At 71.1% G+C, this 22,673-nt stretch carries 19 protein-coding genes and 1 pseudogene; 12 read left to right on the forward strand and 8 right to left on the reverse strand.

Annotated elements, in window-relative coordinates; genetic code table 11:
* Positions 1 to 1,453, reverse strand: a 1,453-nt coding sequence (gene pgsB, locus PV721_RS25870; RefSeq protein ID WP_319728179.1) for a poly-gamma-glutamate synthase PgsB, incomplete at its 3' end; no start/stop codon positions are given.
* A gap of 6 nt (positions 1,454 to 1,459) precedes the next feature.
* On the reverse strand, positions 1,460 to 3,682 hold the full coding sequence (locus PV721_RS25875) for a HAMP domain-containing protein (protein ID WP_319728180.1): 2,223 nt from the start codon (positions 3,680 to 3,682) through the stop codon (positions 1,460 to 1,462).
* A gap of 432 nt (positions 3,683 to 4,114) precedes the next feature.
* On the opposite strand from PV721_RS25875, the gene PV721_RS25880 reads away from it, so the two are divergent.
* The gene (locus tag PV721_RS25880) at positions 4,115 to 4,996 is read left to right on the forward strand and encodes a hypothetical protein (protein ID WP_319728181.1); all 882 of its coding nucleotides are present in this window, start codon (positions 4,115 to 4,117) and stop codon (positions 4,994 to 4,996) included.
* A gap of 87 nt (positions 4,997 to 5,083) precedes the next feature.
* Here the strand turns inward: PV721_RS25880 and PV721_RS25885 are convergent, their stop codons facing one another.
* Both PV721_RS25885 and PV721_RS25890 read right to left on the reverse strand, forming a co-directional pair.
* Positions 5,084 to 5,995 carry a hypothetical protein gene (locus tag PV721_RS25885; RefSeq protein ID WP_319728182.1) on the reverse strand — a complete coding sequence of 304 codons (912 nt, stop codon included), beginning with the start codon at positions 5,993 to 5,995 and terminating at the stop codon, positions 5,084 to 5,086.
* A gap of 425 nt (positions 5,996 to 6,420) precedes the next feature.
* Entirely contained in the window at positions 6,421 to 7,314 is an 894-nt protein-coding gene (locus PV721_RS25890) for a LysR family transcriptional regulator (protein WP_319728183.1), read from the reverse strand.
* A 237-nt stretch (positions 7,315 to 7,551) separates the two neighbouring features.
* Between PV721_RS25890 and PV721_RS25895 the strand changes: the two genes are divergently transcribed.
* The 6 genes and pseudogenes from PV721_RS25895 to PV721_RS25920 all read left to right on the forward strand — a co-directional run bounded on the left by PV721_RS25895 (position 7,552) and on the right by PV721_RS25920 (position 12,891).
* Positions 7,552 to 8,193, forward strand: a complete 642-nt coding sequence (locus PV721_RS25895) for a hemerythrin domain-containing protein (RefSeq protein ID WP_319728185.1) — start codon at positions 7,552 to 7,554, stop codon at positions 8,191 to 8,193.
* A gap of 98 nt (positions 8,194 to 8,291) precedes the next feature.
* The gene (locus PV721_RS25900; RefSeq protein WP_319728186.1) at positions 8,292 to 9,293 is read left to right on the forward strand and encodes a GNAT family N-acetyltransferase; all 1,002 of its coding nucleotides are present in this window, start codon (positions 8,292 to 8,294) and stop codon (positions 9,291 to 9,293) included.
* A gap of 110 nt (positions 9,294 to 9,403) precedes the next feature.
* Positions 9,404 to 10,594 (forward strand): annotated as a pseudogene (locus PV721_RS25905) (glycosyltransferase); the annotation flags it as partial.
* Positions 10,595 to 10,612: 18 nt separating this feature from the next.
* Positions 10,613 to 11,350, forward strand: a complete 738-nt coding sequence (locus PV721_RS25910; protein ID WP_319728200.1) for a class I SAM-dependent methyltransferase — start codon at positions 10,613 to 10,615, stop codon at positions 11,348 to 11,350.
* A 290-nt stretch (positions 11,351 to 11,640) separates the two neighbouring features.
* Complete coding sequence (locus PV721_RS25915; protein WP_319728187.1) at positions 11,641 to 12,510, forward strand: alpha/beta fold hydrolase; 870 nt, start codon at positions 11,641 to 11,643, stop codon at positions 12,508 to 12,510.
* 171 nt (positions 12,511 to 12,681) lie between these two features.
* Positions 12,682 to 12,891, forward strand: a complete 210-nt coding sequence (locus PV721_RS25920) for an I78 family peptidase inhibitor (protein WP_319728189.1) — start codon at positions 12,682 to 12,684, stop codon at positions 12,889 to 12,891.
* A gap of 174 nt (positions 12,892 to 13,065) precedes the next feature.
* Here the strand turns inward: PV721_RS25920 and PV721_RS25925 are convergent, their stop codons facing one another.
* Positions 13,066 to 14,556, reverse strand: a complete 1,491-nt coding sequence (locus PV721_RS25925) for an MFS transporter (RefSeq protein ID WP_319728191.1) — start codon at positions 14,554 to 14,556, stop codon at positions 13,066 to 13,068.
* A gap of 360 nt (positions 14,557 to 14,916) precedes the next feature.
* Between PV721_RS25925 and PV721_RS25930 the strand changes: the two genes are divergently transcribed.
* The gene (locus PV721_RS25930; protein WP_319728192.1) at positions 14,917 to 17,268 is read left to right on the forward strand and encodes a macro domain-containing protein; all 2,352 of its coding nucleotides are present in this window, start codon (positions 14,917 to 14,919) and stop codon (positions 17,266 to 17,268) included.
* 154 nt (positions 17,269 to 17,422) lie between these two features.
* Entirely contained in the window at positions 17,423 to 17,746 is a 324-nt protein-coding gene (locus tag PV721_RS25935) for a hypothetical protein (RefSeq protein WP_319728193.1), read from the forward strand.
* Between the two features lie 42 nt (positions 17,747 to 17,788).
* Here the strand turns inward: PV721_RS25935 and PV721_RS25940 are convergent, their stop codons facing one another.
* The gene (locus tag PV721_RS25940) at positions 17,789 to 18,391 is read right to left on the reverse strand and encodes a DUF2867 domain-containing protein (protein WP_319728194.1); all 603 of its coding nucleotides are present in this window, start codon (positions 18,389 to 18,391) and stop codon (positions 17,789 to 17,791) included.
* Positions 18,392 to 18,485: 94 nt separating this feature from the next.
* On the opposite strand from PV721_RS25940, the gene PV721_RS25945 reads away from it, so the two are divergent.
* A complete protein-coding gene (locus tag PV721_RS25945; protein ID WP_319728196.1) occupies positions 18,486 to 19,046 on the forward strand; it encodes a TetR/AcrR family transcriptional regulator in 561 nt (186 codons plus the stop codon).
* Positions 19,047 to 19,086: 40 nt separating this feature from the next.
* Here PV721_RS25945 and PV721_RS25950 read toward each other — a convergent pair whose 3' ends face one another.
* The gene (locus PV721_RS25950) at positions 19,087 to 19,509 is read right to left on the reverse strand and encodes a hypothetical protein (protein ID WP_319728197.1); all 423 of its coding nucleotides are present in this window, start codon (positions 19,507 to 19,509) and stop codon (positions 19,087 to 19,089) included.
* Positions 19,510 to 19,689: 180 nt separating this feature from the next.
* On the opposite strand from PV721_RS25950, the gene PV721_RS25955 reads away from it, so the two are divergent.
* Positions 19,690 to 19,929 (forward strand): hypothetical protein, encoded by a 240-nt coding sequence (locus PV721_RS25955; protein WP_319728199.1) that lies wholly within the window; start codon positions 19,690 to 19,692, stop codon positions 19,927 to 19,929.
* 45 nt (positions 19,930 to 19,974) lie between these two features.
* Here PV721_RS25955 and PV721_RS25960 read toward each other — a convergent pair whose 3' ends face one another.
* Positions 19,975 to 20,493, reverse strand: coding sequence for an amidase family protein (locus PV721_RS25960; RefSeq protein ID WP_416371183.1), 519 nt, complete (start codon positions 20,491 to 20,493; stop codon positions 19,975 to 19,977).
* Between the two features lie 202 nt (positions 20,494 to 20,695).
* Between PV721_RS25960 and PV721_RS25965 the strand changes: the two genes are divergently transcribed.
* Entirely contained in the window at positions 20,696 to 22,459 is a 1,764-nt protein-coding gene (locus PV721_RS25965; RefSeq protein ID WP_416371184.1) for a BCCT family transporter, read from the forward strand.
* Positions 22,460 to 22,673 lie beyond the last annotated feature (214 nt).

The raw sequence follows: 22,673 nt of genomic DNA on the forward strand, positions 1-22,673 counted from the left end.
GGTACGGCCCCTGTGGCCGTGACTCCTCCGGCAGCGGCGGGTACGGGCCCTGATGCGGGTACGGCAGCTGCCCCTGGGGGGCGGGCCGGACGTACGGCTGCTGCTGCGGGTGGACGTACTGCTGAGGCACGGGGGGCCGCGTGAAGCGGGCCTCCTGCGCGGCGGTGAGGTCCGCGTACGGGTCGAGGCGCGCGGCAAACGGCGGCTGCACGGGCGCGGGCTGCCAGGGCGTGGCGGGCTCACGGGCCGGGGCCGCCTCCTCGGGCTCCTCCTCGAAGCCGGGCAGTTCCGCCAGGTGCTCCAGGAGGATCTCGCCCTGGCCGTGGATGTTGCCGATGGCGACCAGCGAGGAGCTCTCGCCGAGGTGGCCGAGCAGCTCGTGCATGAACTCATCGCCGTCGCGCTGGTCGCCGCCGAGGTCGACGGCGCGGCCACGCCACTCGGCCGGGATGGCGTCGATGGCGCTCTTTGCCGGGTGCCCGATCACGAAGACCTTGTCGGGCATCAGGTCGGGGACGATCTGACCCATCTGGCCGTTGCGCTCGACGCGGTCGGGGCGGCAGTTGATGACGACGTTGAGGGGGCGGTCGACGGCGCCGAGGTCGAGGAGCTGGTTGATGTTCATCAGCGTCGACTCGGGGTCGTTCGCGGCGAAGACGTTGGCGAAGCGCAGGCGCTTGCCGCCGGGGGCCACGTACCGCTCGACGGAGAGCACGCCCGGGTCCGGCGGGGCGTCGTACATCCCCTGGAGGGCGGTCTCGCGGTCGACGCCGAGGAGGTCGGCGACGGTGAGCGCGATGGCGACGTTCTCCTTGAAGGTGAACCAGCTGAAGCCGCGCAGCTCCTCGTCGCTGACCGTGTCGGGGTCGGCGTAGACGAGGGTGCAGTTCCTCGCGTCGGCCTCCTGCTGGAGGACGTCGAAGCGCTCCTTCTCCGCGGTCACGCAGATCCCGCCGTGCGGCATCGAGCGGGACAGGGAACGGGCGATGTCGTCGAGGGTCGGGCCCATCTCGGCGACGTGGTCCTCGCGGACGTTGCACAGCACGCCGATGGTCGACTGGATCAGCTTCGACTGGTTGATCTCCTGGAGGGCGGGCATGACCGCCATGCACTCCATGACCAGGGCGTCCGGCCGGTAGGCGGCGGCACGCCGGACGATGCCGATCTGTTCGACGACGTTGGCGATGCCGAACTTGCGGTAGACGGGCTCCTCGGTGGCGTCCGGGTGGATGAAGCGGGCCGCGGTGCCGGTGGTCTTGGCGACCGTCAGCAGCCCGCCGCCGCGCAGGGCTCCCGCGCACAGCCGGGTGATGGAGCTCTTGCCGCGGATGCCGTTGACCAGCACCCGGTTCGGTATCTGGGAGAGGTTGGCGTAGTGCCGGCGCTGCTCGACGATGCCCGCGACGAGCATGACCAGGCAGCAGAAGAGCAGCACGCAGTAGAGGAAGAGCACGGTGGATCAGTTCCTTCCGGCCGGGGTGGCACGGCCGGGCGTATGGCCGGCGCTGCCGGCGGCAGCGTCCCGCCTCCGCTGCTCCAGCAGCTGCTGCCGGATCACTTCCAGGCTGCGGGTCACGGCGCCGACCTCGTCGTGGTGGGTCGGGTAGAGGACGGTGCGGCGGTCGCCGTCGGCGAGGGCCTCCGCGCGCTCGGCGAGGGCGCGCAGCGGCCGGACCACGATGATGTGGATCCAGCCGAGGCAGGCCGCGGCGCCCGTGAGGCCGAGCAGTCCGGCCAGCACGGTGCGGTTCTGCGCGGTGTACACGGGGATCTCCAGGCCCTTGGCCGGCTGCCAGGTGACGACGGTCCAGTCCAGGGGCTGAGCCACGCCCCCACCGGTCATCGGCGCCGCCGCGGCGATGGAGACGCCGCCGTCGCGGAGCAGGGCGCTGCGGGGGCGCGGGCCCTTGTCCGTCTTCTCGTTCGCGCCGGTCACCAGAGCGTCGAGCTCGGCGTCCGACAGCGCCTGGAAGGCCAGGTAGCCGTTGTTGCCGCCGATCACCCGGTGCTTGGCGTCGACGACGCGGACCTCGCCCAGTCCCGGCCGCCTGAGCAGGGCGTTGAGAAAGTCGATGCGCAGTTCGCCGACCACCGCCGCGCCGCCCAGGCCGGGTGCAGCGGCGTATTCGGTGATGACCGGCTGGTTGCCGCTGTCGATCAGGGTGACGGGCTGCTCCGAGGGGCCCTTGCCGGCGGGGTGGCGCGGCTTGCCGCCGGCGCGGGCCATGACGGTGCCGTCGGCCTGCAGGACGTAGAGGGATTCGTAGCGTCCGTGCTGGGTCCGGGTGCGTTCCAGCACCTTCGTCATCTCGGCGGGGGTGGTCTTGCCGTCGATGACGGAGGCGACGGAGGTGAGGTCGGCGTGTCCTTCGTTGAGGGCGCGGCGGACCCGGTCGGCCAGGGTGTCGGTGCGTTCGCGCTGGTCGTCGACGATGGTCTGGGGCACCGCTACGGAGGCCCCCGCGCGGTTGAGCGTCAGCAGGAGCGGCGCGGACCACACCAGGAGCAGGATCCCGCACACCGCGATGAGGGCGCGGGTCCCGATGCGTGCGCGGCGGCCGGGGCGGGGGCCCTCGACGTCCGCCCCGGGCTCGCCGAGGAGCTGGCGGCGCAGCCGGTCGAGGGCGGCGCCGATGCGGGCGGCCTCGCCGTACTTGGGCACGGTGACGGGCCGGTTCAACTCGCCGCGGCCGATCCGGCGGCTCTCCAGGAACAGCCGCAGCAGCGGGCGCTGCACGGTGACCACGAGCAGGGCCACGGCGAGCGCGCCGAGGACCAGCAGGGCGCCGGCCGCGGCGATCCAGAAGACGGAGTCGACGGCTGCGGAGCGTTCCTCGGCGACGCCGACGAACGAGACGACGGTGAGGCCGAGTGCGGTCGCGTCGGTGCCGACACCAGGCTGCGAACCGGTGAGCTTCGCGTAGCCGGCCACGGAGCGGTGGCCGGCCTTGGAGTCCCCGAGCAGGCTGCCGCTGACGCCTGCGAAGCCGCCGGAGCCGGGCTCCTTGGCCTGGAGCGGGTGCTGCCGGCCCTTCTGCGCGACGGTCTTCGCGAACTTCTTGAGCTGCTTCTTCTCCTGCTCGGAGCTGCCGATGCCGTCGCTGCCCAGGACCTGGCCTGACGCGTCGAGCACGGCGATGGCGCGGGACTTGCCCAGGCTGACGCCCGGGACCTTCAGGCTGCTGGAGGCGACCAGTAGCTGTTGGGGGCGGTCGGGCCAGGACAGCAGGGCGAGAGTGAGGAGGCGGGTCTCGCCGTTCTCCAGCCGGACCATGCGGGGGGCGAGGCCGGACTCCGTGTTCAGGGCGGTCAGGTCCAGGGCGGTCAGCGGGAGGTTCTCGCCGCGCTGCGCCTCCAGGCGGCCCGATTTGATCTCGATCACGGCCATGCCGCGCCACTTCTGGTAGACGCTGCCGAGCTTGTCGAGCACGGAGTCGGGGGAGACCGGTTCGCCCGAGCGGAACAGGGAGGCGGTCCGGCCGATGTCCGTGATGCTCTCGTCCAGCGAGGCGCGCAGGGCGATGGCGCCATCCTCCGCGAAGTACTGCTGAGAGGTGAGGACGGCCGGCGGTACGGTCGCCTTGCCCACGTGTCCGAGCTGGAAGGCGGTGAGGGCGGCGAGGGCCAGCAGCAGGGCGGACAGGGAGGCGATGGGCGGACGGATGCCGCCCAGCAGTGACATGTCGGCCCGACGGCGTGTCCGGTGCCGCCTCGATCGCGACGCGGCCAACGCTGGCTCCTCTTTGTTCTGTCCTGGAGCCGGTGCGGCCGAGGGAGTGATGATCAGGGGATACGGTGTTGCGGGTGCGCGGAGACGGCCTGCAGGGCCCGGCGCATCAGCCCGGGGCGGGCCGGTCCGCCCTGTGGGGCGCGGCTCCGCGGTAGTTCCCCGCGGCTCGCACGCCTGCCCGGCGGCGGGACGCGCCGCTGCCGGCCGGGAAGGATCCGGACGGGGGGACGGGCCGGCCGAACGGCAGAGCGGTGGGAGGGGAACCGGAGGACATCATTCCGATATTCTCATACGACTATGAGCGCCTCATCGACCACGCGAATAACGATTGCGGCTCTGTGCGGCGTTTCCGTTTCCGTTTGTGCCGTTTTGGTGCTTTTGGTGATGGGGTCGAGAAGCGCACCGCCGATCCGCCCTGCCGGCCCCGCGCCACAGTCGTCCGCCGGCAGTGACCTGGAGCAGCAGATCGCCCGGTTCACCGCGGGCCTGGACGAGCGCGGGGGATACCGCGTCCCCACCGACCGGGAACGGCTGGCGTTCACCGGGGCCGTCGCCCACCTGCTCGACGGCGATCAGGAAGCGGCGCGGGCCGGCCTGACCGAGATCGACTTCACCCTCCGCACCGTCACCGACGCCGTCAGCGGACGCCGGTACGCCGAGGTGGCGGACCGGGTGAGTGAATCGGGCCACACCAACCGCGGCTGGGGCCGGGTGTACGTCGATCTCGACCACCCTCCGCGCTGGTCGGTGCAGGTCCCTCACCCCGTCGCCGACGCCCGCACCGAACACCTGGGGGCACGGGTGCTGCGCGGAGCCCCGGGCGGGGTGATGGTGCTCGCCGGAGCCCACCGCAACGCCGGCAAGGACGGTGCGGCGGACATGGCACACCACTCCGACTCGATCTTCCACAGCGTGGTCGACGAGCTGATGCGCCGAAACCTTCCGGGGGTTCAACTGCACGGATTCGCGAATGATTCGTTTCCCGGGCGCGACGCCGTCGTCTCCACGGGCGTCGGCGACAAGGCTGTGGCGGATGCCGAGGAACTGGCCGCAGCGCTGCGGCGCGACGGCCTGAACGTCTGCAGGGCGTACTCCGAGCGGTGCAAGCTCACCGGCAGGGAGAACGAGCAGGGTCTGGTCGCCGCCGCGGAGAACGTCCGCTTCCTGCACATCGAACTGAACAAATCGGTCCGGAGTGACGACGGGAAGCTCGACCGGACGGCAGCTTCGATCGCGACGCTCACGGACCGCTGGTCCCGACAGTGATCCGGGCGGGGACGCACATCCGGAACACCCGCTCCCGTTCCACCCCGCCCCCTCGGGGCTCCTGAGCAGCCGGCCGCCCTGCGGACCTCAGTACAGCGGGCCGGAAGGGAACCCGTGATCCGGCGGGAACGGATCGGGCAGGACGGGAGCAGGCTGGGCGGCGGCTCCCTGCGCGCGAGCGACGGCCAGGCGCGCGGGCCACTCAGCCGCCCACATGATCGCGGCGGCCCCCGCCAGCTGCCAGAAGCCGTCGGCGTGAAGACGGGGGTCCACGAACGCGAAGGCCGCGCAGATCAGCCACAACACCAGGCAGTGGTAGGCGACGAGGACGATCGAGGCGATTCCGGGTACGGGCAGGGACAGCGTGATGCGCGGCAGCATGAAGAGGGACGCCACGGCGCACAGGGCGAGCGCCTGCCGCCACCCCGGCGCAGAGTCGAGCCGGACGCCGTCCAGCACGAGCGAGGCGAGCGCCAGTCCGGCGGCATTGAGCAGTACGGCGGCCAGCGAGTGCGCGGCCGCACGGCTGGTGCGGCGGCGGAACAGCGCGAAGAAGGGCCCGGCGGTGGTGGCGACGGCCGCCACCAGGAGCCCCGAGACGAAGACCGGCCACAGACCGGTCAGGCGCGCCGACAGACCCGCGGCGCCGCAGATCCGTACGCCGGCCCAGAGGGCGAGCGGATACACAGTGAGCAGGATCAGCAGGTTGACCAGGGTCTGCAGCACGCCGAGGAACATCAGCCGCCGCACCGGGGCGAAGAACTCCCGGTCCGATCCCCAGAGGTCGGGCTCCTCCTCGAGGAGCCCCCGGGCCCGTCGCAGGGAGGGCCGCATGGAGAGAGCCGTCAGGCTCGACGCCGCCCATACGCCTGCGCTCACGAAGGCGGCGATCAGCGCCACCACGACCACCTGCCGGCCTGCCGAACCGGTCAGCCGGAAGTCGACGACCAAGAGCGCGGCCACCGCCACGCCGGCAGCCACCGAAGCCAGTCGCAGCATGAGGCGGGCGCCCCTTCCCGTACGTCCACGCCCGAGCCCGGTATTGACCGTCATCGGCCCGCCCCCTCGTGAGTCGCGACTCCGACAGAAGGCATGCCCTGCTCGAACCCTCACCAGCCCTGTGGGGCCAGGCCGGTCCGGCGGAACCGAACGGATCCAGCCATGCGTGGCCAGTGGCTGGGATGATGGTGCGGGGCCTCGGCTACGAGCCGTGATGGGGTACGGGGGCCAGCTGAGTGCCATCCAGGCGATCTGCCCCCAGGAGGCGTTGGATCGCGCCCCACGGGATTACGTCACGTGGCCTTCAACAGGGCGGCCAGCAGCAGGGTTCAGAGTGCCCACCGGTCGCCGCGGGCCGCGCGCCCTTTACGGCGGCTACGAAGCGCCCGCCCCACAGGTACGTCCACCGCGCGCCGCACGTCTCATCAGAAGCGGAACACGCCGAGGTCTCGGACCGTGTCTGCCAGAGCGCGGACGAGGTCGTTTTCGGCTTCGGTCCGCCAGACCAGAGCGAAGTGCAGGGTTGCCATCTCGGGGAGGGGGAGCCATCGGATGTTCGACATGCCCCAGTGCCTGGTGACATGGCCGGGGAAGGTGTGGATGATATCGCCCATGCCGACGTGGCTGATCAGCTGATCGGCGTTGTCCGATGCCGCGGACGCGATGCGCTCGATCGGCCGGCCTCGCGGGGTGTGGAAGGGCAGGTAGCTGTCCTCCCAGTAGTCCGGCAGGCCGTGGGCAGTGCCGTGCGGGAAGTCGGCGAGCAGTTCCAGTGGCACCGAGTCCCGTTCCGCGAGCCGGTGGTCGGCGGCCACGGCGAGGATCCGCGAGTCGGTGCACAGGGTCGGTCCGACGGTGAAGTCCGGTTCCTCCACCGGCAGCCAGACGACCATGACGTCCATGGCACCGCTGCGGAGCTGGCCGAACACATCGGTGAAGGTTGCCTGGCGGATCTGGAGTCCCCAGTGCGGGTACCGCGCGCGGAACGCCTTCCAGTACGGGTGCAGATCGGCGACGTTGAAGGGCATCACGCTGACGCGGAGCTGTGCGGTGATGCCGCGGGCCGCCAGCTGGGCCCGCTCCAGGGATTCGTGCAGACCCGCGTAGACCGGTTGCAGATCGTCGCGGAACTGGCGGCCGACCTCCGTCAGGTGCACCGTACGGCTGGTGCGGGCGAACAGCTCGGCACCGATGCGCCGCTCCTGCTTCTTGATGGCCTGGCTGACGCGCGCCTGGGAGACGTGCAGCCGCTGCGCGGTCCGGCCGAAATGCAGCTCCTCGGCCAGCACCAGGAAGATCTCGATGTCCCGCAGCTCCACCGGCCCCCCGGCCCTCCGTCGATAACCCAGCGGTTATCGAACCGCGCACAAGTGTTCCTTGATCATACGCGCGAACCGCCAGATCGTTGAGGGCATGCAGTCACGCGTGCCGGACCCCCCGTTCCCACGGTCGGACGGGACGAGGCGCCCCGCCCCCGCCTCCGTCCCGTTGCCGGCACGTCTCGCCCGCAGCCACGACGACGCTGGGGCCGGCGAGGACACCGGAACGAACTGCCCATGAGCGACGCCATCGACCTGACCGTGATGTACGCGATGCACGCTGCCCTGCGCCGGGAACTGGCCCTTCTGGACCGGGTCACCACCGCCGCGGACCGCGACCCGCGGCAGGTGCTGGCCACCGCTGCCGGCTGGACGCTGTTCAAGAAGGCTCTCCGTGCCCACCACACGGCCGAGGACGAGGCCCTCTGGCCGCCGCTGCGGCAGAACCTGGCCGGCCGGCCGAAGGACCTGGCGCTGCTGGAGGTGATGGAGGCCGAACATGCCGCCATCACCCCGGTGATCCGGGCCATCGACAGCGCGTTGACCGATCCCGGTGCCGGCTCGCTGCGGGTGGGCCAGCTTGCCGACGCGCTGACCCGTGGCCTGGCCGGTCACCTCGAGCACGAGGAGGAAGCGGCCCTCCCGCTGGTCCAGCGGGTGCTGACATCCGAGCAGTGGGACCACTTCGGCCGCGTCCAGGATCAGCGCATCGACCGGAACGCCCCCCTGCTGCTGCCGTGGCTGCTGGACGGCGCCGACGAACCGACGGCGGAGCGGCTCCTCGCCCGACTGCCCGCACCCGCGTACGCCGCCTGCACCGCCCGGTGGATCCCGGCGTACGCCGCTCTCGACCGCTGGAGTCCGGGCACTGCGGCCTGACGCCGCCTCACCCGGCGCCCCGGCGGCCTGTCGGCCGACGCGAACACGCCCTCGTGGCATCCCGAAGCACGACCGACTCGACCACGAAAGCCATCACCTTGTCCACATCTGTACATGTCAAACCGCTCGAGCGCCTCTCGGCCGCCGAGGCCGCCGCATGGCATCAGGTCGTCGCGGCCTCGATGAACCACGACCTGCCCGGAGTACCGGCCCCAGCCCCCGGACAGATCCACGCCCAGCTCACCCAGCCCGCTCTGGGCAGCCGTCGGCTGACCTGGCTGGCCAGCGGGGCGGACGGCGTCCCCGTCGGCGTCGCCGGCCTGCGCGTGTTCACCTCCCCGGGCCAGGAGCACCTGGCCGAACTGGAACTGCACGTCGACCCCGCACACCGGCGCCTGGGCACCGGCTCCCTCCTGCTGTCGGCGGTCGTGGAGGCCTGCCTCACCGAGAACCGGCGCAGCCTCATCGCGGCAGCCGCAGCCGACGGCCCGGGCGAAGCCTTCAGCGAACGGTGGGGCTTTCGCCGGGCACTGACTTTGGATCACCTCATGCTGCGCCTCGACGAGCGGCCCGCGGCCGAGCTGCCGCAGATCACCGATACCGCGCCCCCCGGCTACCGGCTGGCCGGATGGACCGGCACGGTTCCCGACGAGCTCGCCGACGCCTTCGCCTCGGCCAAGAACGCGATGAACGACATGCCCGTCGGCGACCTGGACTACGGCAGTGTGGCGTGGGACGCCGACCGCGTCCGCGCCATGGCCAAGGTGATCGCCGACCGCGGCGACACACTGCTGACCGTCGCGGCAGTCCACGACGACGGCACCATGGCCGGCTACACCGAGATCCTGCTTCCCCAGGGCTCCGGGCCGCGTGCCCAGCAGTACGACACGGCGGTCGTGCCCGCGCACCGCGGCCACGGCCTCGGGCTGTGGGTCAAGGCCGCCATGGTGCGGCGTCTGCGCGCCGAGCACCCCGGCGTCGTCGAGATCGAGACGGACAACGCCGACGACAACGTCCACATGCTGGCCGTCAACCACCGACTGGGATTCCGTTCCTATCGGCGCACCCGCGAGTTGCAGCTCGACGTGCCCGCGACCTGACCTCGCCCACGGAACCCTCCCCGAGGGGCCTGAGGCAAGACCCGGAAGACCCGGATCCTGTCGCACCATCACCGGCCGAGGCCGGCATCCACAGAAATGAGAAATACGACATGCGTGTGCTGTTGATGGCGTACGGATCGCGAGGCGACATCGCACCGCTGGCCGGACTGGCGGCGCAGCTGCGGATACTCGGCGCGGAGGTACGCGTGTGCGCACCGCCGGACGAGGAGTTCGCGGAACTGCTGGCCGGTGTCGGCGCGGAACTGGTGCCCTTCGGGCGGGACGTGCGCGCGCTGCGGACGGGAGCGCCGCCGTCGGATGCGGCCGCGTTCGCGGCCGAGCTGGTCGCCGCGCACTTCGACACGGTCGGCAAGGCGGCCGAGGGCTGTGACGTACTGGTGGCGAGCGGTCTGATGCCGGCCGGCGCCCGCTCGGTGGCCGAGAAGCTGGGGATCCGCTACGTGTACGCGGGCTTCCACCCGTTCGAGATGCCCTCCGCGCACTACGAGCCGTCACCGCGGCCCGGACCGCCGGCTCCGCCCGGCACGACCGACCACCGGGCGCTGTGGGACCTGGACGCCCAGAAGGTCAACGCCCTCTACCTCAAGCCCCTCAACGCCCATCGCGCGGCGATCGGTCTCGCACCGGTGGACAACGTCCGCGACCACGTCTTCACCGAACGTCCGTGGCTGGCGGTGGACCCGGTCCTGGGCCCGTGGGAGCACCTGACCGACCTCGACGTCGTACAGACCGGCGCATGGATCCTGCCCGACGAACGCCCCCTGCCCGCCGACCTGGAAGCGTTCCTGGACGCCGGCACCCCACCGGTGTACGTCGGGTTCGGCAGCATGCCCATGAGCACAGCCACCGACCTCGCCCGGACGACCGTCGAGGCGGCCCGCGCGCTGGGCCGGCGCGTGCTCGTCTCCCGCGGCTGGGCAGACCTGGGCCTGGTGGACGACGCGCAGGACTGCTTCGCCGTCGGCGACGTCAACCACCAGTCCCTGTTCCGCCGGGTCGCGGCCGTCGTGCACCACGGCGGCGCAGGCACCACGACCACTGCCGCCCGAGCCGGTGCACCCCAGGTGGTCATACCCCAGTTCGTGGACCAGCCGCACTGGGCCGCGCGCGTGGCCGACCTGGGCATCGGCGCGGCACACGACGGCCCGACCCCGACCTTCTCGTCCCTGTCCGCCGCACTCAGGACGGCCCTGACCCCCGAGACGGAAGCACGGGCGAAGGCCGTCGCCGACACGATCCGCACCGACGGGGCGGTGGTGGCCGCGAAGCTGCTCCTCGACACGGGGCACGCGGCGCCGGTGAGCCGCGAACAGATCTCCATGATCGCCCATGCCGACCACCCGATAAAGTCCCCGCTCGAGGACGACTCGGTCAGCCGGCTGCTCGAACGCGGACTCCCGCGGGGCGACGAGCGAGTGCTCGACCTCGGATGCGGCACAGCGGAATGGCTTCTGCGTGCTCTGGAGACCCGCCCGCACCTGCACGCCGAGGGCGTCGACGTCTCCGAAGTCGCCCTGATGGAGGCCCGCCGGGCAGCGAGCGAACTCCGAGTCGACGAGCGCCTGGTCCTCCACCACCAGGAAGCCGCGGACTTCGTCTCGGAGCAACCGTTCGACCTGGTGATCAGCGTCGGCGCCACGCATGCCTTCGGCGGTCTCCTCCCCACCCTCGCGGCGGCCCGCAAGCACTTGGCTCCCGGAGGACGCGTCCTGATCGGTGAGTCGTTCTGGGACCGCGCCCCTTCGGCAGCGGCCGTCGAGATGTTCGGTGACCTCGCCGACCTCGCGACCACGGTCGACTGCGTCGTCGCCGACGGATGGACCCCGGTTCACGGCCATGTCAGCACCCGCAGTGAGCTGGACGCCTACGAGTGGGCCTGCTGGGGCTCGCTGGCCTCATGGGCCCTGGACCACCCGGACGATCCGGCCGGCGCACAGGTACTGGAGACGGCCACCGCCCAGCGTTCGCAGTGGCTGCGCGGGTACCGGGACAGCTTCGGCTTCCTCTGCCTGGTCCTGCGGCGGACGTCGGATTGATCGCGTAGGGCCGCCGGCACATCCGTTCGTCGCGCAGCACGGCGGATGACCTTCCGCTGGACCGTGTGAATCCCCGGACATCAAACGAATGTCCGCCCCGCGCCCGCCAGGCGCAGCGGTTGACCGCACTCGGCCGAGTGACGCGTTCCACGCCCGAGGCCGTCCCCCGCAGCGGGGGACGGTGTGCTGCGGACGTGGGCCGTTCCTCGGCCTCGGTCGGCTCGCCGCGCCCGGGCCCGAACCCGCCATGGCCGCCGCCGAACCGCGGCGGCCGGAAAGTGAGTACAGAGATGCGACCGACCTTCGTACTGGTTCACGGAGCCTTCGCGAACTCCTTCTCCTTCGCGCCTCTCCAGGCCGAACTCGGCCTCCTCGGGCACCGTTCGGTCGCCGTCGACCTGCCCGGCCACGGCTTCCGGGCGACCTTCACCCCCGCCTATCAGACGCCGCAGGACCCCGCAGGTCTCGCCACCGCGCCCGGCTCGATCAAGGGCGTCACGCTCGCCGACAACGCGGCGCACCTGATCGGGATCCTGGAACGGGCCAAGCGGAACGGCCCCGTGATCCTCGTCTCCCACAGCCGCGGCGGCATCACGGCCACGGCCGCGGCCAACGCGCGCCCGGACCTGATCGACCGCATCGTCTACGTCTCGGCCTGGTGCCCGGTCCGTCTCGACGTCGGTGACTACTACGCCGAGCCGGAGATGGCCGGGGTCGACCCCGCTGCCTTCGCTTCGGCGCTGGCCGGGAACCCTGCCGACCTCGGCCTGCTCCGCGTCAACTTCCGCACCGCGAACCCGGACTCGCTCGCGGCGTTCAAGTCGGCCTTCTTCGCCGACGGCACCGACGAGCAGTTCCTCACCTTCCTGAACACCTTCCAGCCCGACGAGAACCTGGACGCCGGAGGCTCCGCCGACCGGGCGCAGGCCGCCACCTGGGGCCGTATCCCGAAGACCTACATCCGCCTTGCCGACGACGCGAGCCTGCCCCTCGCCCTGCAGGACCGACTGATCCGCGAGGGCAACGAGCTGACGCCGGACAACCCGTACGACGTCCGCACGCTGGAGGGCAGCCACCTGAAGTGGCTGGTCGACCCGGCGCCGGCGGCCCGCGCCCTGGGCGAACTCGCCACGCTCCCGGCCCCGTCGGTTCAGGCGTGACCGGAGTCGGGTGAGGGGGCGACGGTGGTGAGGGCAGCCCGCTCGCGTGCCGCCCCGGCCGTCGCGCCGCCCGGGCCGCCGTCCCGCTCCGGCGAGGCTTCCGACGGCCGCCGCGACCAGCATCTGCCGGCGAGTCGGTTGGCCTGTGGATCGGTAGGGCAGGTGAGAGGCATGACTGCTTCCGCTTCTTCACCCGCCGCCGACGATCCGGCGCGCTACGTAGGGCTCGACGCCGGCGAGGCCGAGCGCCGGGCGCGAGCACGCGGCTGGACGGCCGTGCGCATGGTCCCGCCCGGCACGATCCTGACCATGGAGTACCTCGAAGGCAGGCTGAACTTCGAGGTCGAGGACGGCAGAGTGCGGAGGGCTTGGAGTGGCTGACCGGAGTTCTCGGTCGCCGACCCCGAGGCGACCAGGGCGAGGTCATCACCGTGATCGAGCGGGACGGGGCGGGCCATGCGCGGTACGAATCCGTCGACGGCATGACGGGCTTCTCCGAACCCCGAATACCGTCCGGCTGCAGCGGTCTGGCCTGGCCGCGCTCGACGGACGTGGTCACTCCGGCCCGGCCGGGGCCGGGTTCGCCACCGACAGCGGCTCGGCGATGTCCTCCAGCGAGCGGCGCTCGGCCTTCACCGCCAGGAAGACCGCCACGAGGCCGGCGGCGCACATCAGCGCGGCGCCGATCCGGAAGGCGAGAGCCGTGTCGCCGACCACCCCCGACTCGGTGAGGCCGGCGAAGATCAGCGGCCCGCTGATGCCACCGGCCGCGGTACCGAGCGCGTAGAAGAAGGCGATGGCCATGGCGCGGGTCTCCATGGGAAAGACCTCGGAGACGGTCAGGTACGCACTGGAGGCGCCCGCCGACGCGAAGAACAGCACCACGCACCAGCAGGCCGTCATGGTCGTCGCCGTGAGGGAACCCCGGTCGAACAGCCATGCCGTGCCGAACAGGAGCAGGCCCGAGAGCAGGTAGGTGGAGGAGATCATGATCCGCCGTCCGACCGTGTCGAACAGCTTGCCGAGCAGCAGGGGTCCGAGGAAGTTGCCCGCGGCGATGACGGCGAAGTAGTAGCCCGTGTTGCCCGTCGGCACGTCGAAGAACGTCGTGAGGATGGTGCCGAAGCCGAAGGTGATGGCGTTGTAGAGGAACGCCTGGCCGATGAAGAGCGACAGGCCGAGGAATGCGCGGCGCGGGTAGCGGCCGAATACCGTCCTGGCGATCAGGCCGAAGCCGATGCTCTTGCGCTGGTGGATGGTGATCTCACCGGCCGGCGGGGGAAGGCGTTCGCCCTTCTCCTGCTCGATCCGGTGCTCCACGGAGGACACCAGTTCCTCGGCGTCCTCCGCCTTGCCGTGGATGAACTGCCAGCGAGGGCTCTCCGGAACGTGCCGGCGCACCAGCAGGATGACCAGGCCGAGGACGACGCCGAGGGCGAAACTGAGCCGCCAGCCGAGGTTCTTCGGGAAGATGTCGGTGTCCAGCATCACGACGGACAGCAGCGCGCCGCCGATCGCGCCCAGCCAGTAGCTGCCGTTGATGATGAGGTCGACCCGGCCCCTGTAGAGGGACGGAATCAGCTCGTCGATCGCCGAGTTGATGGCCGCGTACTCGCCGCCGATACCGAAGCCGGTGAGGAAGCGGAAGAGGAAGAACCACCAGGACTCGAACGAAAGTGCGGTCATCGCGGTCGCGCCCAGGTAGACGGCCAAGGTGACCATGAAGAGCCTTTTGCGGCCGTAGCGGTCCGTCAGCCATCCGAAGAAGAGTGCCCCGCAGCAGGCGCCCGCCACGTACAGGGCGGCGGCGATGCCGGTGACCTGGGCGCCGGTGATGTCGAGGCCGCTGCCTTCCTCGGCGAGGCGGCCGGCGACGTTGCCGACGATGGTGACCTCGAGTCCGTCGAGGATCCAGACGGTGCCGAGGCCGATCACGATCATCCAGTGCCACCGGGACCACGGCAGGCGGTCGAGGCGGGCCGGCACGGCTGTGGTGACGGTGCCCGTGGTGGTCGGCGCGGGCACCGGCGACGAGTCGGATGCCATGGTTCCCTGTTCCCTCCTTCTCGGTCGCCCCCCTGCCCTGCCGGGTTCCCGCGAACCGGTCGGACATGCGGCTGCGGGGGTGAACGGCTGCCCGGGTGATCCGGCGCGGCGCAGCACGTTGCCGGCGCCGTTCCCGCGATCTGCCGGACGGCGGGCCGGACTCAGCTTGCGCGCCGTCTTCGGACACGCACGCCGCGACACACCTGCCACTGCAGTACGCCCGATGGTGGCCGCAGGCCGGTCGGCGGGGTGCTTCCCCAGCCTATGACGGCTGGTCATCACTGCTTCGCCGGAGCCCGGTTGTCAGTGGCGGCGGTTACGTTCGGGGTGTTGCAAGGGCCGTTTCCCGACAGGAGGACGATGACCGAGAGCAGTGTTCAGCCCGCGCTGAGGGTGGTGCTGACGGACGTGAACGAGCGCGTGGTGGAGGCGTGGCGGGCGGCGTTCGCGGACACCCCCGGCATCGAGATCCGCAGGGGATCGATCCTCGAAGAGGACGTCGACGCCTGGGTCACTCCGACGAACTCCCGGGGCCGGATGGACGGCGGCGTCGACGCCGCCATCAAGCGTCACCTCGGATCCGGCATCCAGCTCCGTGTACAGCGCGCGATCCGCGACCGGTTCGCCGGAGCCCTCCCGGTGGGCAGCGCGGTCTGCGTCCCGTCGGGGGCAACCACTCCCCGGTACCTGATATCGACGCCGACCATGGTGCAGTCCTCGCAGAACGTGAGTGCCACACTGAACGTGGCGCTGGCATGCGCCGCCGCGTTCCAGGCCGTTCACCGGCAGAACCGGCAGGCGCCGGGCAGCATCCGCTCCGTGGCGCTGGTCGGCATGGGTGCACAGACCGGCCGGGTCCCGGCCAGGGTGTGCGCCAACCTCATGTGGACCGGCTACACGCTCTTCCACGACCACTGGTTCGAGGACGACGACGAGTTGCGCGCCACGATCCTCACGCAGCTGAAAGGCATCGAGAACGCCCCCGCCGAGGAGCGCGTACGCATAGTGCCGCCGAAGGCCGCTGCTCCCGTCCCCGCCGGCCCTACTGCCGGCCACGTCCATCCCCCGACCGCGACGATCGAGAGCTCTTCCCCCGTGACCGACGCGAACAACGGCGCTGCGCCGGCCCAGTCCGACGCGAACGACCCCCTGGCTCTCACCGAACTCTTCAACGGCGGCGGCGAGCCCTGGCTCCCGCTCCTGAAGCCGGTCATCGAGGCGCTGCCCGACGCCGCCCGGTTCATCGGGAAGGGCCGCAGCCCTGAGGTCGTTCCGGTGCGTGAACTGACCTTCCAGGCCCTCAAGCCCCACCCGCCGCACAAGTGGAAGGTCGTCGCCTTCGGCCAGAACCCCTACCCGCGGCCGGAGAGCGCGACCGGCATAGCCATGTTCGACAACACCTTCAGCGACTGGAAGGACAGCCCGTTCGGCAGGGTCGTCAGCATCCGCTGCATCATCAAGGCGGCGGCGATGTGGAAGTACGGCATCGCGAAGAAGACGCCCATCGCCGACGTGCGCGCGTTGTTGAAGGAGCGGGACACCGTCCAGCCGCCGGAGTGGTTCCAGGCGATGCTCACGCAGGGCGTGCTGCTGCTGAACGCCTCTCTCACCGCCAGCGGTGACGGAGCGATGGGTGCCGACCAGCACACGGCGTTCTGGCGGCCCGTCGCCGAACGGATCGTCGAGGAGATCCTCAAGGCCAAGCAGGACGCCGACGAGGAGGACCGCGGGATCGTCTTCGCCTGGTGGGGGGCGCACGCCCGCAACCTGAAGCGGGTCGTCCTGCGCCTCCAGGAGAGGTACCCGGACGTCGAGGTCCGGCACATCGACCACGCGAACCCCGCGGCGCAGGGCGACATCTTCTGCGAGGGCGACCACTTCGCCATGGTGAACGAGGCCCTCGCGTCCCTGGGTGCCGACGCGATCGACTGGCTGCCGAGCAAGGGGTGGAACGAGGGCACGGCCGGGGCGGACGGGGGTGTCGCGGCACGCATGGGCGCCTTCATCGAGTCGACCATGAACCTGCACCAGCTGTACCTGGAGCGGCTCACCAGCGTCAAGGACGAGGGCCTGGTCCTCCCCGCGATCACCGGCGTGTTCGATACCCCACTGATGGATTTCCAGGACGCCGTCGCCCCGGTCGCCGCGACGCTGTCCGGGCTCACCGGACACATCGACCGCTCACGCGAGTTCGGCAAGCGGCGGGCGGACGACATGTCCACCGGCCTGTCCGCCGACGCGATCGCCGCGCTCTACCTCTACACCTGCGAGTCCGCCTTCTACCGCGAGATCAACGCCGTCCTCCGCTCCCCGGACCGCACCAGGGTCACGCCCTACCTGCCGTACCTGAGGCTGCTGTTCTCGGCGGTAGCCGGGCTGCCCGCACACACGAAGCCGCTGTGGCGCGGTGTGTCGCTGGACCTGCGGGCGCAGTACCCGGTGGGCCGGACGGTCACCTGGTGGGGCGTCTCCTCGTGCACCTCGGAGCTGAACGTGGCCCGCTCCTTCCTGGGCAGCCGCGGCAAGCGGACGCTCTTCGAGGTGACGCCCGCCCAGGCGGTCGGGATCAGGAGCTTCTCCGCCTTCACCGGGGAGGAAGAGTACATCCTCACACCCGGTACCCAGCTCAAGGTGACGGACGTGAAGAGCGAGCGCAGCGGGCTGTACACGGTCAAGCTGACCGAAGTCGACGCCGCCCCCGTGGTGTCCTGACCCACCGCCCATGGGCGGCCACGGGCCCGGCGCCTCGCGGTCACGGGCTGCGACGTGCGGCGCCGACGTCGGTCGCGGCACGGCCGGCTACTCAGGGACGAGCGAGTAGCTGCGCTCATACCGCGGCCGAGGCGCCGGCCCTACCGTGGACGCCATGAGCACCGACCAGCTGACCGTCACCGACCAACTCGACCATGCGCCAGGCGGACACCAGACCGGCATGGCCTCTCTCGCACTGGGTGCCGGCGCGTTCCTTGCGCTCGGCACCCTGCCGGCCCTGCCGTACCTCGTCCTCCTCGCCCTGCCCCTCGGCATCGCCGCCGTCGTGTCCGGCGTCCGCGCGATGCGCCGCGGCGTGGTCGCAACGTCCGGGCGGATCGCGGCCGTCACGGGGATCACGCTCGGCTCGCTGGGAGTCCTGGGCTGGGCGGCCCTGATGGTGCTGTGGTACCTGGTGGACCAGGCCGTGAGCCGCTGACCGAACGGGGTCGCCGTACCGGCCGCGGAGTGCGGCCTCCGGTCAGCTCGCGCTCCGCTGGGCGGAGCCGGCCTCCCACTCGCGGCCGATCGAGCGGATCAGCGCCGGGTACACCCCGAGGTACCGGAAGGGTTTGATGGCGGCCATGTAGAGGGAGCCGAGCAGGCCGTTCGGCTTGACCAGGACGGCCATCTGGCCGTGGTAGCCGCCGGACCCGTCCGGCACCCAGCCGATGTGCATCACCGCCTGCACGGTCTTGTTGGCCATCTCGGCGGCCCATTCGTCCTCCCGCTGGTAGAGCGAGGTGAACGGGGACGAGCCGAGGTCCGGGCCCCGCGGACCGTCGCGAAGGTCCGCCGGCAACCGGTCACGCAGGCACGGCCGCCGGACACTGCTGTCGGGATCCGGCTCGTCCCAGCCGAGCAGCGATCCGAGCTTCCAGCGGACGGCGAAGAGCACGCGGGAGACGAAACCGTCTCCGTTCACCCCGCCCTTGATGCCCTCGGCGAACTGGTGCACCAGCAGCGCGAGGTCGTCGGGTCCGCCGGGGGTGGGCAGCGCCCATACGTCCTCGACCGTGAAGTCGTCGGCGATCTCGTGGATCCGCCACGGGCGGTCGGTGTGGTCGGTTCGGGGAAGTCGCATGGCCGGACCCCTGTCTATACGGTGGCGTATAGATCGAGTGTAGGCGTATCTGTACGCCACCGTATACTTGGCAGGACGTGAGGAGGCACACACGATGGGCGCGACCCGCACACCCCGCGGAAAGTGGATCGAGGAAGGCCTGCGGGCACTCGTCGCCGGCGGCCCCGAAGCCGTGCGGATCGAGGCGCTGGCCCAGGCGCTCGGCGTCAGCAAGGGCGGCTTCTACGGCTACTTCCGCAACCGGGACGCGCTGCTCACCGAGATGCTCGACACCTGGGAGTACGAGGTCGCCGAAAGCGTCATCGAACAGGTGGAAAGCGGCGGGGGAGAGGCCAGGGTCAGGCTGCAGCGGCTGTTCGACATCGTCGCCGACAGCACCGACGGGCCGGTGCGGGGCACCACCGCCGACATCGCGATCCGTGACTGGGCCCGCCGCGACGCATCCGTCGCCGAGCGCCTGCGCCGCGTCGACAACCGCCGCATGGACTACCTGCGTTCCCTCTTCTCAGCCTTCTGCCCCGACGAGGACGAGGTCGAGGTCCGCTGCCTGCTCGCCGTCTCGGTGCGCATCGGCAACCACTTCAACGCCGCCGACAACGGCAGGCGCAGCCGCGCGGAAGTGATGGAGCTGATCGGTCGACGGCTGCTGGAGTAGCCGCCGGGCTCGGGGCGCAGGCCGGGAGGAGCGTGAGCGCTCAGGCGGATCCCGGGTGGGGACCGGCGGCCTCGGTGTACCACGTGATGACGCCGTCCGTGAGGACGTCGATCGAGAAATTGATCTTGGTTCGGACGCCTTCCGGTCCGACGAACACGGCCTTGAAGGGCCACGGCCCCTCCAAGTGGCCCACGTGTTCCTCGGTGTCGTCGGTCAGGATCGCCGTGCGCCCGGCGTCCAGGGTGACGACCCAATAGACGCCGCCCTCCTCCAGGTCCTCGAAGACCTGTATCCGGGCTGCGTCGATGCCCGCCCCCAACAGCGCTCTGAGAACTCCGTAGCGATGGGGGCCATCGCGGGGATCCTGCATCTCCCGCCACGTCACCCTGGTCGCGGCGGACGGCACTTGTGCCGGTCGGGCCGGGTCCCCTTCGGGGTGGTCGGCGGCGTCTTCTGCGTGCATGTGGAGGGCCCCCTTCACGACGGTCACACCGGGCCCCCAACCTTGCCGCACGGATCGCCCGTTCCACCATCGTCCTGCCAACGCAGAGTTCCACGGCCCCCCGCCCCGGACCACCGTCCGCCAGTTGTCCCGGGCGGGTTCGATGGGGGGCGGGGGCCGTCCGAGAAGTGCTACGCATGGGTGGTCCAGTTCGGCCGCAGCAATGCCTGGACCGGTCTGCTGGCGCATCTTGAGTCGTTGCCGTGGCCGAACCCGTGGTCGGTGCAGATCCTGGTGCACGACCAGGACGACGACTGCTTCGGACTGTGGATGATCCACGACGGTCGGCTGGTGGAGGTGTCGCTGCCCCGCACGCGGCGGGTGCCCTTCTCGGACTTCGAGCTCGGTGTGCTCGACCGCGCCGACCGACCTGGCCGCTGACGAACGGGGAAGGCGTGCGGAGCCTGCCCCGGGCTCGGCTCCCGGTCAGGATCGGGCGGGCTGGGCTGAACCCGCCCGTACGGCAGGCTTGCGCTCCGCCCAGGGCGCGGCCCGCTCCAGTTGCGCGGCGAGCCGGAACAGCACGTCCTCGCGTACGTAGCCGGCGGCGAACCGGACACCGATCGGCATGCCGGTGGCCGGGTCGCACGCGAGCGGCACCGACATCGCGGGCGCGCCGGCGACGTTGAAGGCGATGTTGAAGGCGGCGGTGAACGGCGAGCGGTGGAACAGGTGCTCCGGCCAGCCCGGTCCGTCAGCCTGCTCCGCCCCCTGACCGTAGGTGCCCAGCTTCACCGGCACCTCGGGGAGGGTGGGCGTCAGCAGCAGGTCCCGGGCCCCGAAGTGGGCGCCGATGACGTCTCCGCAGAGATCACCTTCCTCCTGGAGGGCGCCCAGGCCGGCGCGCAGAACGGCAGTGTCGGCCGCCCGGGGGACAGGCTCGTGGCCGCCGTCTCGGCAGTGCTGGAAACAGGGGGACGGCAGCGCGGGAGGAATGAACGGCACGGGCAGGCCTGGGTGCGGAGGGACTCGGCGGTGGCGTCGGAGCCGCAGGCAGGTCCCGTGCCGGTGCTGTGCGACACCCGTGCGGCCCATCGCCTCACCGAGGGGAGCCCCATCGACGCCTGTTGATGCCGGGACAGATGCGCGCGCCGTGGTACGGGATACGAGGAGCCAAATCGGGCCGTGATCGCGAAAGGTGCCGCCTGTGTCTCAGGAGCAACGCCGACGGAGGCAAAAGCTGCGCCTGCCCGTGAAGGCGGCGCTGCCGGGCCGCCACCCGCACGAGGACAAGGCGCCCGTCACCGACCGGGTGGTCTTCGGCGTGACGGCCGTGCTGACCTCGGGCTTCGTGATCTGGGGCGTCACGGCCACCAGCTCGCTGGAGAGCGTGTCCGACATCTTGCTGAACGGCCTCATGCACAACGCCGGATGGGCGTTCGTCCTGGCCGCCTCGGGTTTCGTCGTCTTCGCGCTCTGGCTCGCCATCAGCCGGTACGGACGGATCGAGCTGGGCCAGGAGCACGAGAAGCCGGAGTTCAGCACCGTCTCCTGGGTCGCCATGATGTTCAGCGCCGGCATGGGAATCGGCCTGATGTTCTACGGCGTCAGCGAACCCCTCGCGCACTACACCACTCCGCCGCCGGGCACCGACCCCGCCGACTCGGCGGACGCCATGCAGACGGCGCTCGCCACCACGCTCTTCCACTGGACGCTGCACCCGTGGGCCATCTACGCGGTGGTCGGCCTGGCCATCGCGTACAGCACCTTCCGGCGCCGCAGGCGGCAGACGATCAGCGCCGTCTTCGTCCCGCTCCTGGGCAAGGAGCGCGCCGAGGGCGCTCCCGGCCGGGTGATCGACATCCTGGCGATCTTCGCCACGCTGTTCGGCTCCGCCACGTCCTTGGGACTCGGCGCGCTCCAGATCGGCAGCGGCATGCACGAGGTGGGCTGGCTGAGCAAGGCCGGGACGGGGCTGCTCGTCGCCATCATCGCCGTGCTGACCGTCTGCTTCGTCTTCTCCGCCGTCTCCGGCGTGGAGAAGGGCATCCAGTGGCTCTCCAACATCAACATGGTGCTGGCCGTCATCCTCGCGGTCTTCGTGTTCGTCGTCGGCCCCACCATCCTGGTCCTCGACCTGATCCCCACCTCCCTCGCCGCGTACTTCGAAGAGCTGCCCCAGCTGATCGGCCGCACCGAGGCGTCCACCGGCGGCGGTGACGTCGCCGACTGGCTGAGCAGCTGGACGGTCTTCTACTGGGCCTGGTGGATCTCCTGGACGCCGTTCGTCGGCATGTTCATCGCCCGCATCAGCCGGGGCCGCACGATCCGGCAGTTCGTCGGCGGCGTCATCCTGGTGCCCAGCACCGTGAGCCTGGTCTGGTTCGCCATCTTCGGCGGAACGGCCATGAGCCTGAAGGAGCAGGGAAGCCTCGGCGGCGCGACCACGCCCGAGGCGCAGCTCTTCGGCGTGCTCCAGGAGTTCCCGATCGCCGGCGTGATGAGCCTGCTCGTGATGGTCCTGGTCGGCATCTTCTTCGTCTCCGGTGCCGACGCGGCGTCGATCGTGATGGGCACCCTCTCCCAGAAGGGCACCTTCGAACCCGACCGGTTCATCGTCGTCTTCTGGGGCGTGGTGACCGGCGGCGTGGCGGCCGTGATGCTGCTCGTCGGCGAGGGCAAGGGCGACGCCCTCGCGGGCCTGCAGCACTTGACGATCCTCGTCGCGGCCCCGTTCGTGCTGGTGATGATCGGCATGTGCTGGGCCCTCGTGCGGGACCTCCGCCAGGACCCGCTGATCGTCCGCAGCGAACTCGCCGAGGAGGCGGTGGAGGAAGCCGTGATCGCGGGCCACGAGAAGTACGCGGGCGGGTTCGAGATCCGCATCGGCCCGGCGCAGGACGAGGCGCCCGCGGAAACGAAGGACGGCCGCGACCGCAAAGACCCGGGAGACCCGCCCCCGGCCTCCTGACGGGCACACCCGCCGTCCGCCGTACGCCGCACGGCCCGGCGGGCCTCCCCCACGGACCGGCACGGCCGATCCGTGCGCCCCCGGTCCGTGGCCGCCCGGATCGCGGCCCTGCGGCCAGGGCGGGGCTGCCCGGGGGCGCCTGTGGAGGCATGCGGCGAGGGTCCGGAGCCGCGCCGTCTGAGGGCCGCGGCCGCCGTGCCCGTTGCCGCCCCGC

Origin of the sequence: Streptomyces sp. MB09-01 (assembly GCF_033794505.1) — a bacterium.
GTDB lineage: Bacteria > Actinomycetota > Actinomycetes > Streptomycetales > Streptomycetaceae > Streptomyces.

Excerpts from the sequence above, each read along its gene's own strand:
- PV721_RS25920 (WP_319728189.1), top strand. The coding sequence starts at position 12,682 with ATGACTGCTTCCGCTTCTTCACCCGCCGCCGACGATCCGGCGCGCTAC.
- PV721_RS25935 (WP_319728193.1), top strand. The coding sequence starts at position 17,423 with ATGAGCACCGACCAGCTGACCGTCACCGACCAACTCGACCATGCGCCA.
- PV721_RS25940 (WP_319728194.1), bottom strand. The coding sequence starts at position 18,391 with ATGCGACTTCCCCGAACCGACCACACCGACCGCCCGTGGCGGATCCAC.
- PV721_RS25895 (WP_319728185.1), top strand. The coding sequence starts at position 7,552 with ATGAGCGACGCCATCGACCTGACCGTGATGTACGCGATGCACGCTGCC.
- PV721_RS25880 (WP_319728181.1), top strand. The coding sequence starts at position 4,115 with ATGGGGTCGAGAAGCGCACCGCCGATCCGCCCTGCCGGCCCCGCGCCA.
- PV721_RS25875 (WP_319728180.1), bottom strand. The coding sequence starts at position 3,682 with ATGTCACTGCTGGGCGGCATCCGTCCGCCCATCGCCTCCCTGTCCGCC.
- PV721_RS25925 (WP_319728191.1), bottom strand. The coding sequence starts at position 14,556 with ATGGCATCCGACTCGTCGCCGGTGCCCGCGCCGACCACCACGGGCACC.
- PV721_RS25950 (WP_319728197.1), bottom strand. The coding sequence starts at position 19,509 with ATGCACGCAGAAGACGCCGCCGACCACCCCGAAGGGGACCCGGCCCGA.
- PV721_RS25915 (WP_319728187.1), top strand. The coding sequence starts at position 11,641 with ATGCGACCGACCTTCGTACTGGTTCACGGAGCCTTCGCGAACTCCTTC.
- PV721_RS25930 (WP_319728192.1), top strand. The coding sequence starts at position 14,917 with ATGACCGAGAGCAGTGTTCAGCCCGCGCTGAGGGTGGTGCTGACGGAC.
- PV721_RS25885 (WP_319728182.1), bottom strand. The coding sequence starts at position 5,995 with ATGCTGCGACTGGCTTCGGTGGCTGCCGGCGTGGCGGTGGCCGCGCTC.
- PV721_RS25945 (WP_319728196.1), top strand. The coding sequence starts at position 18,486 with ATGGGCGCGACCCGCACACCCCGCGGAAAGTGGATCGAGGAAGGCCTG.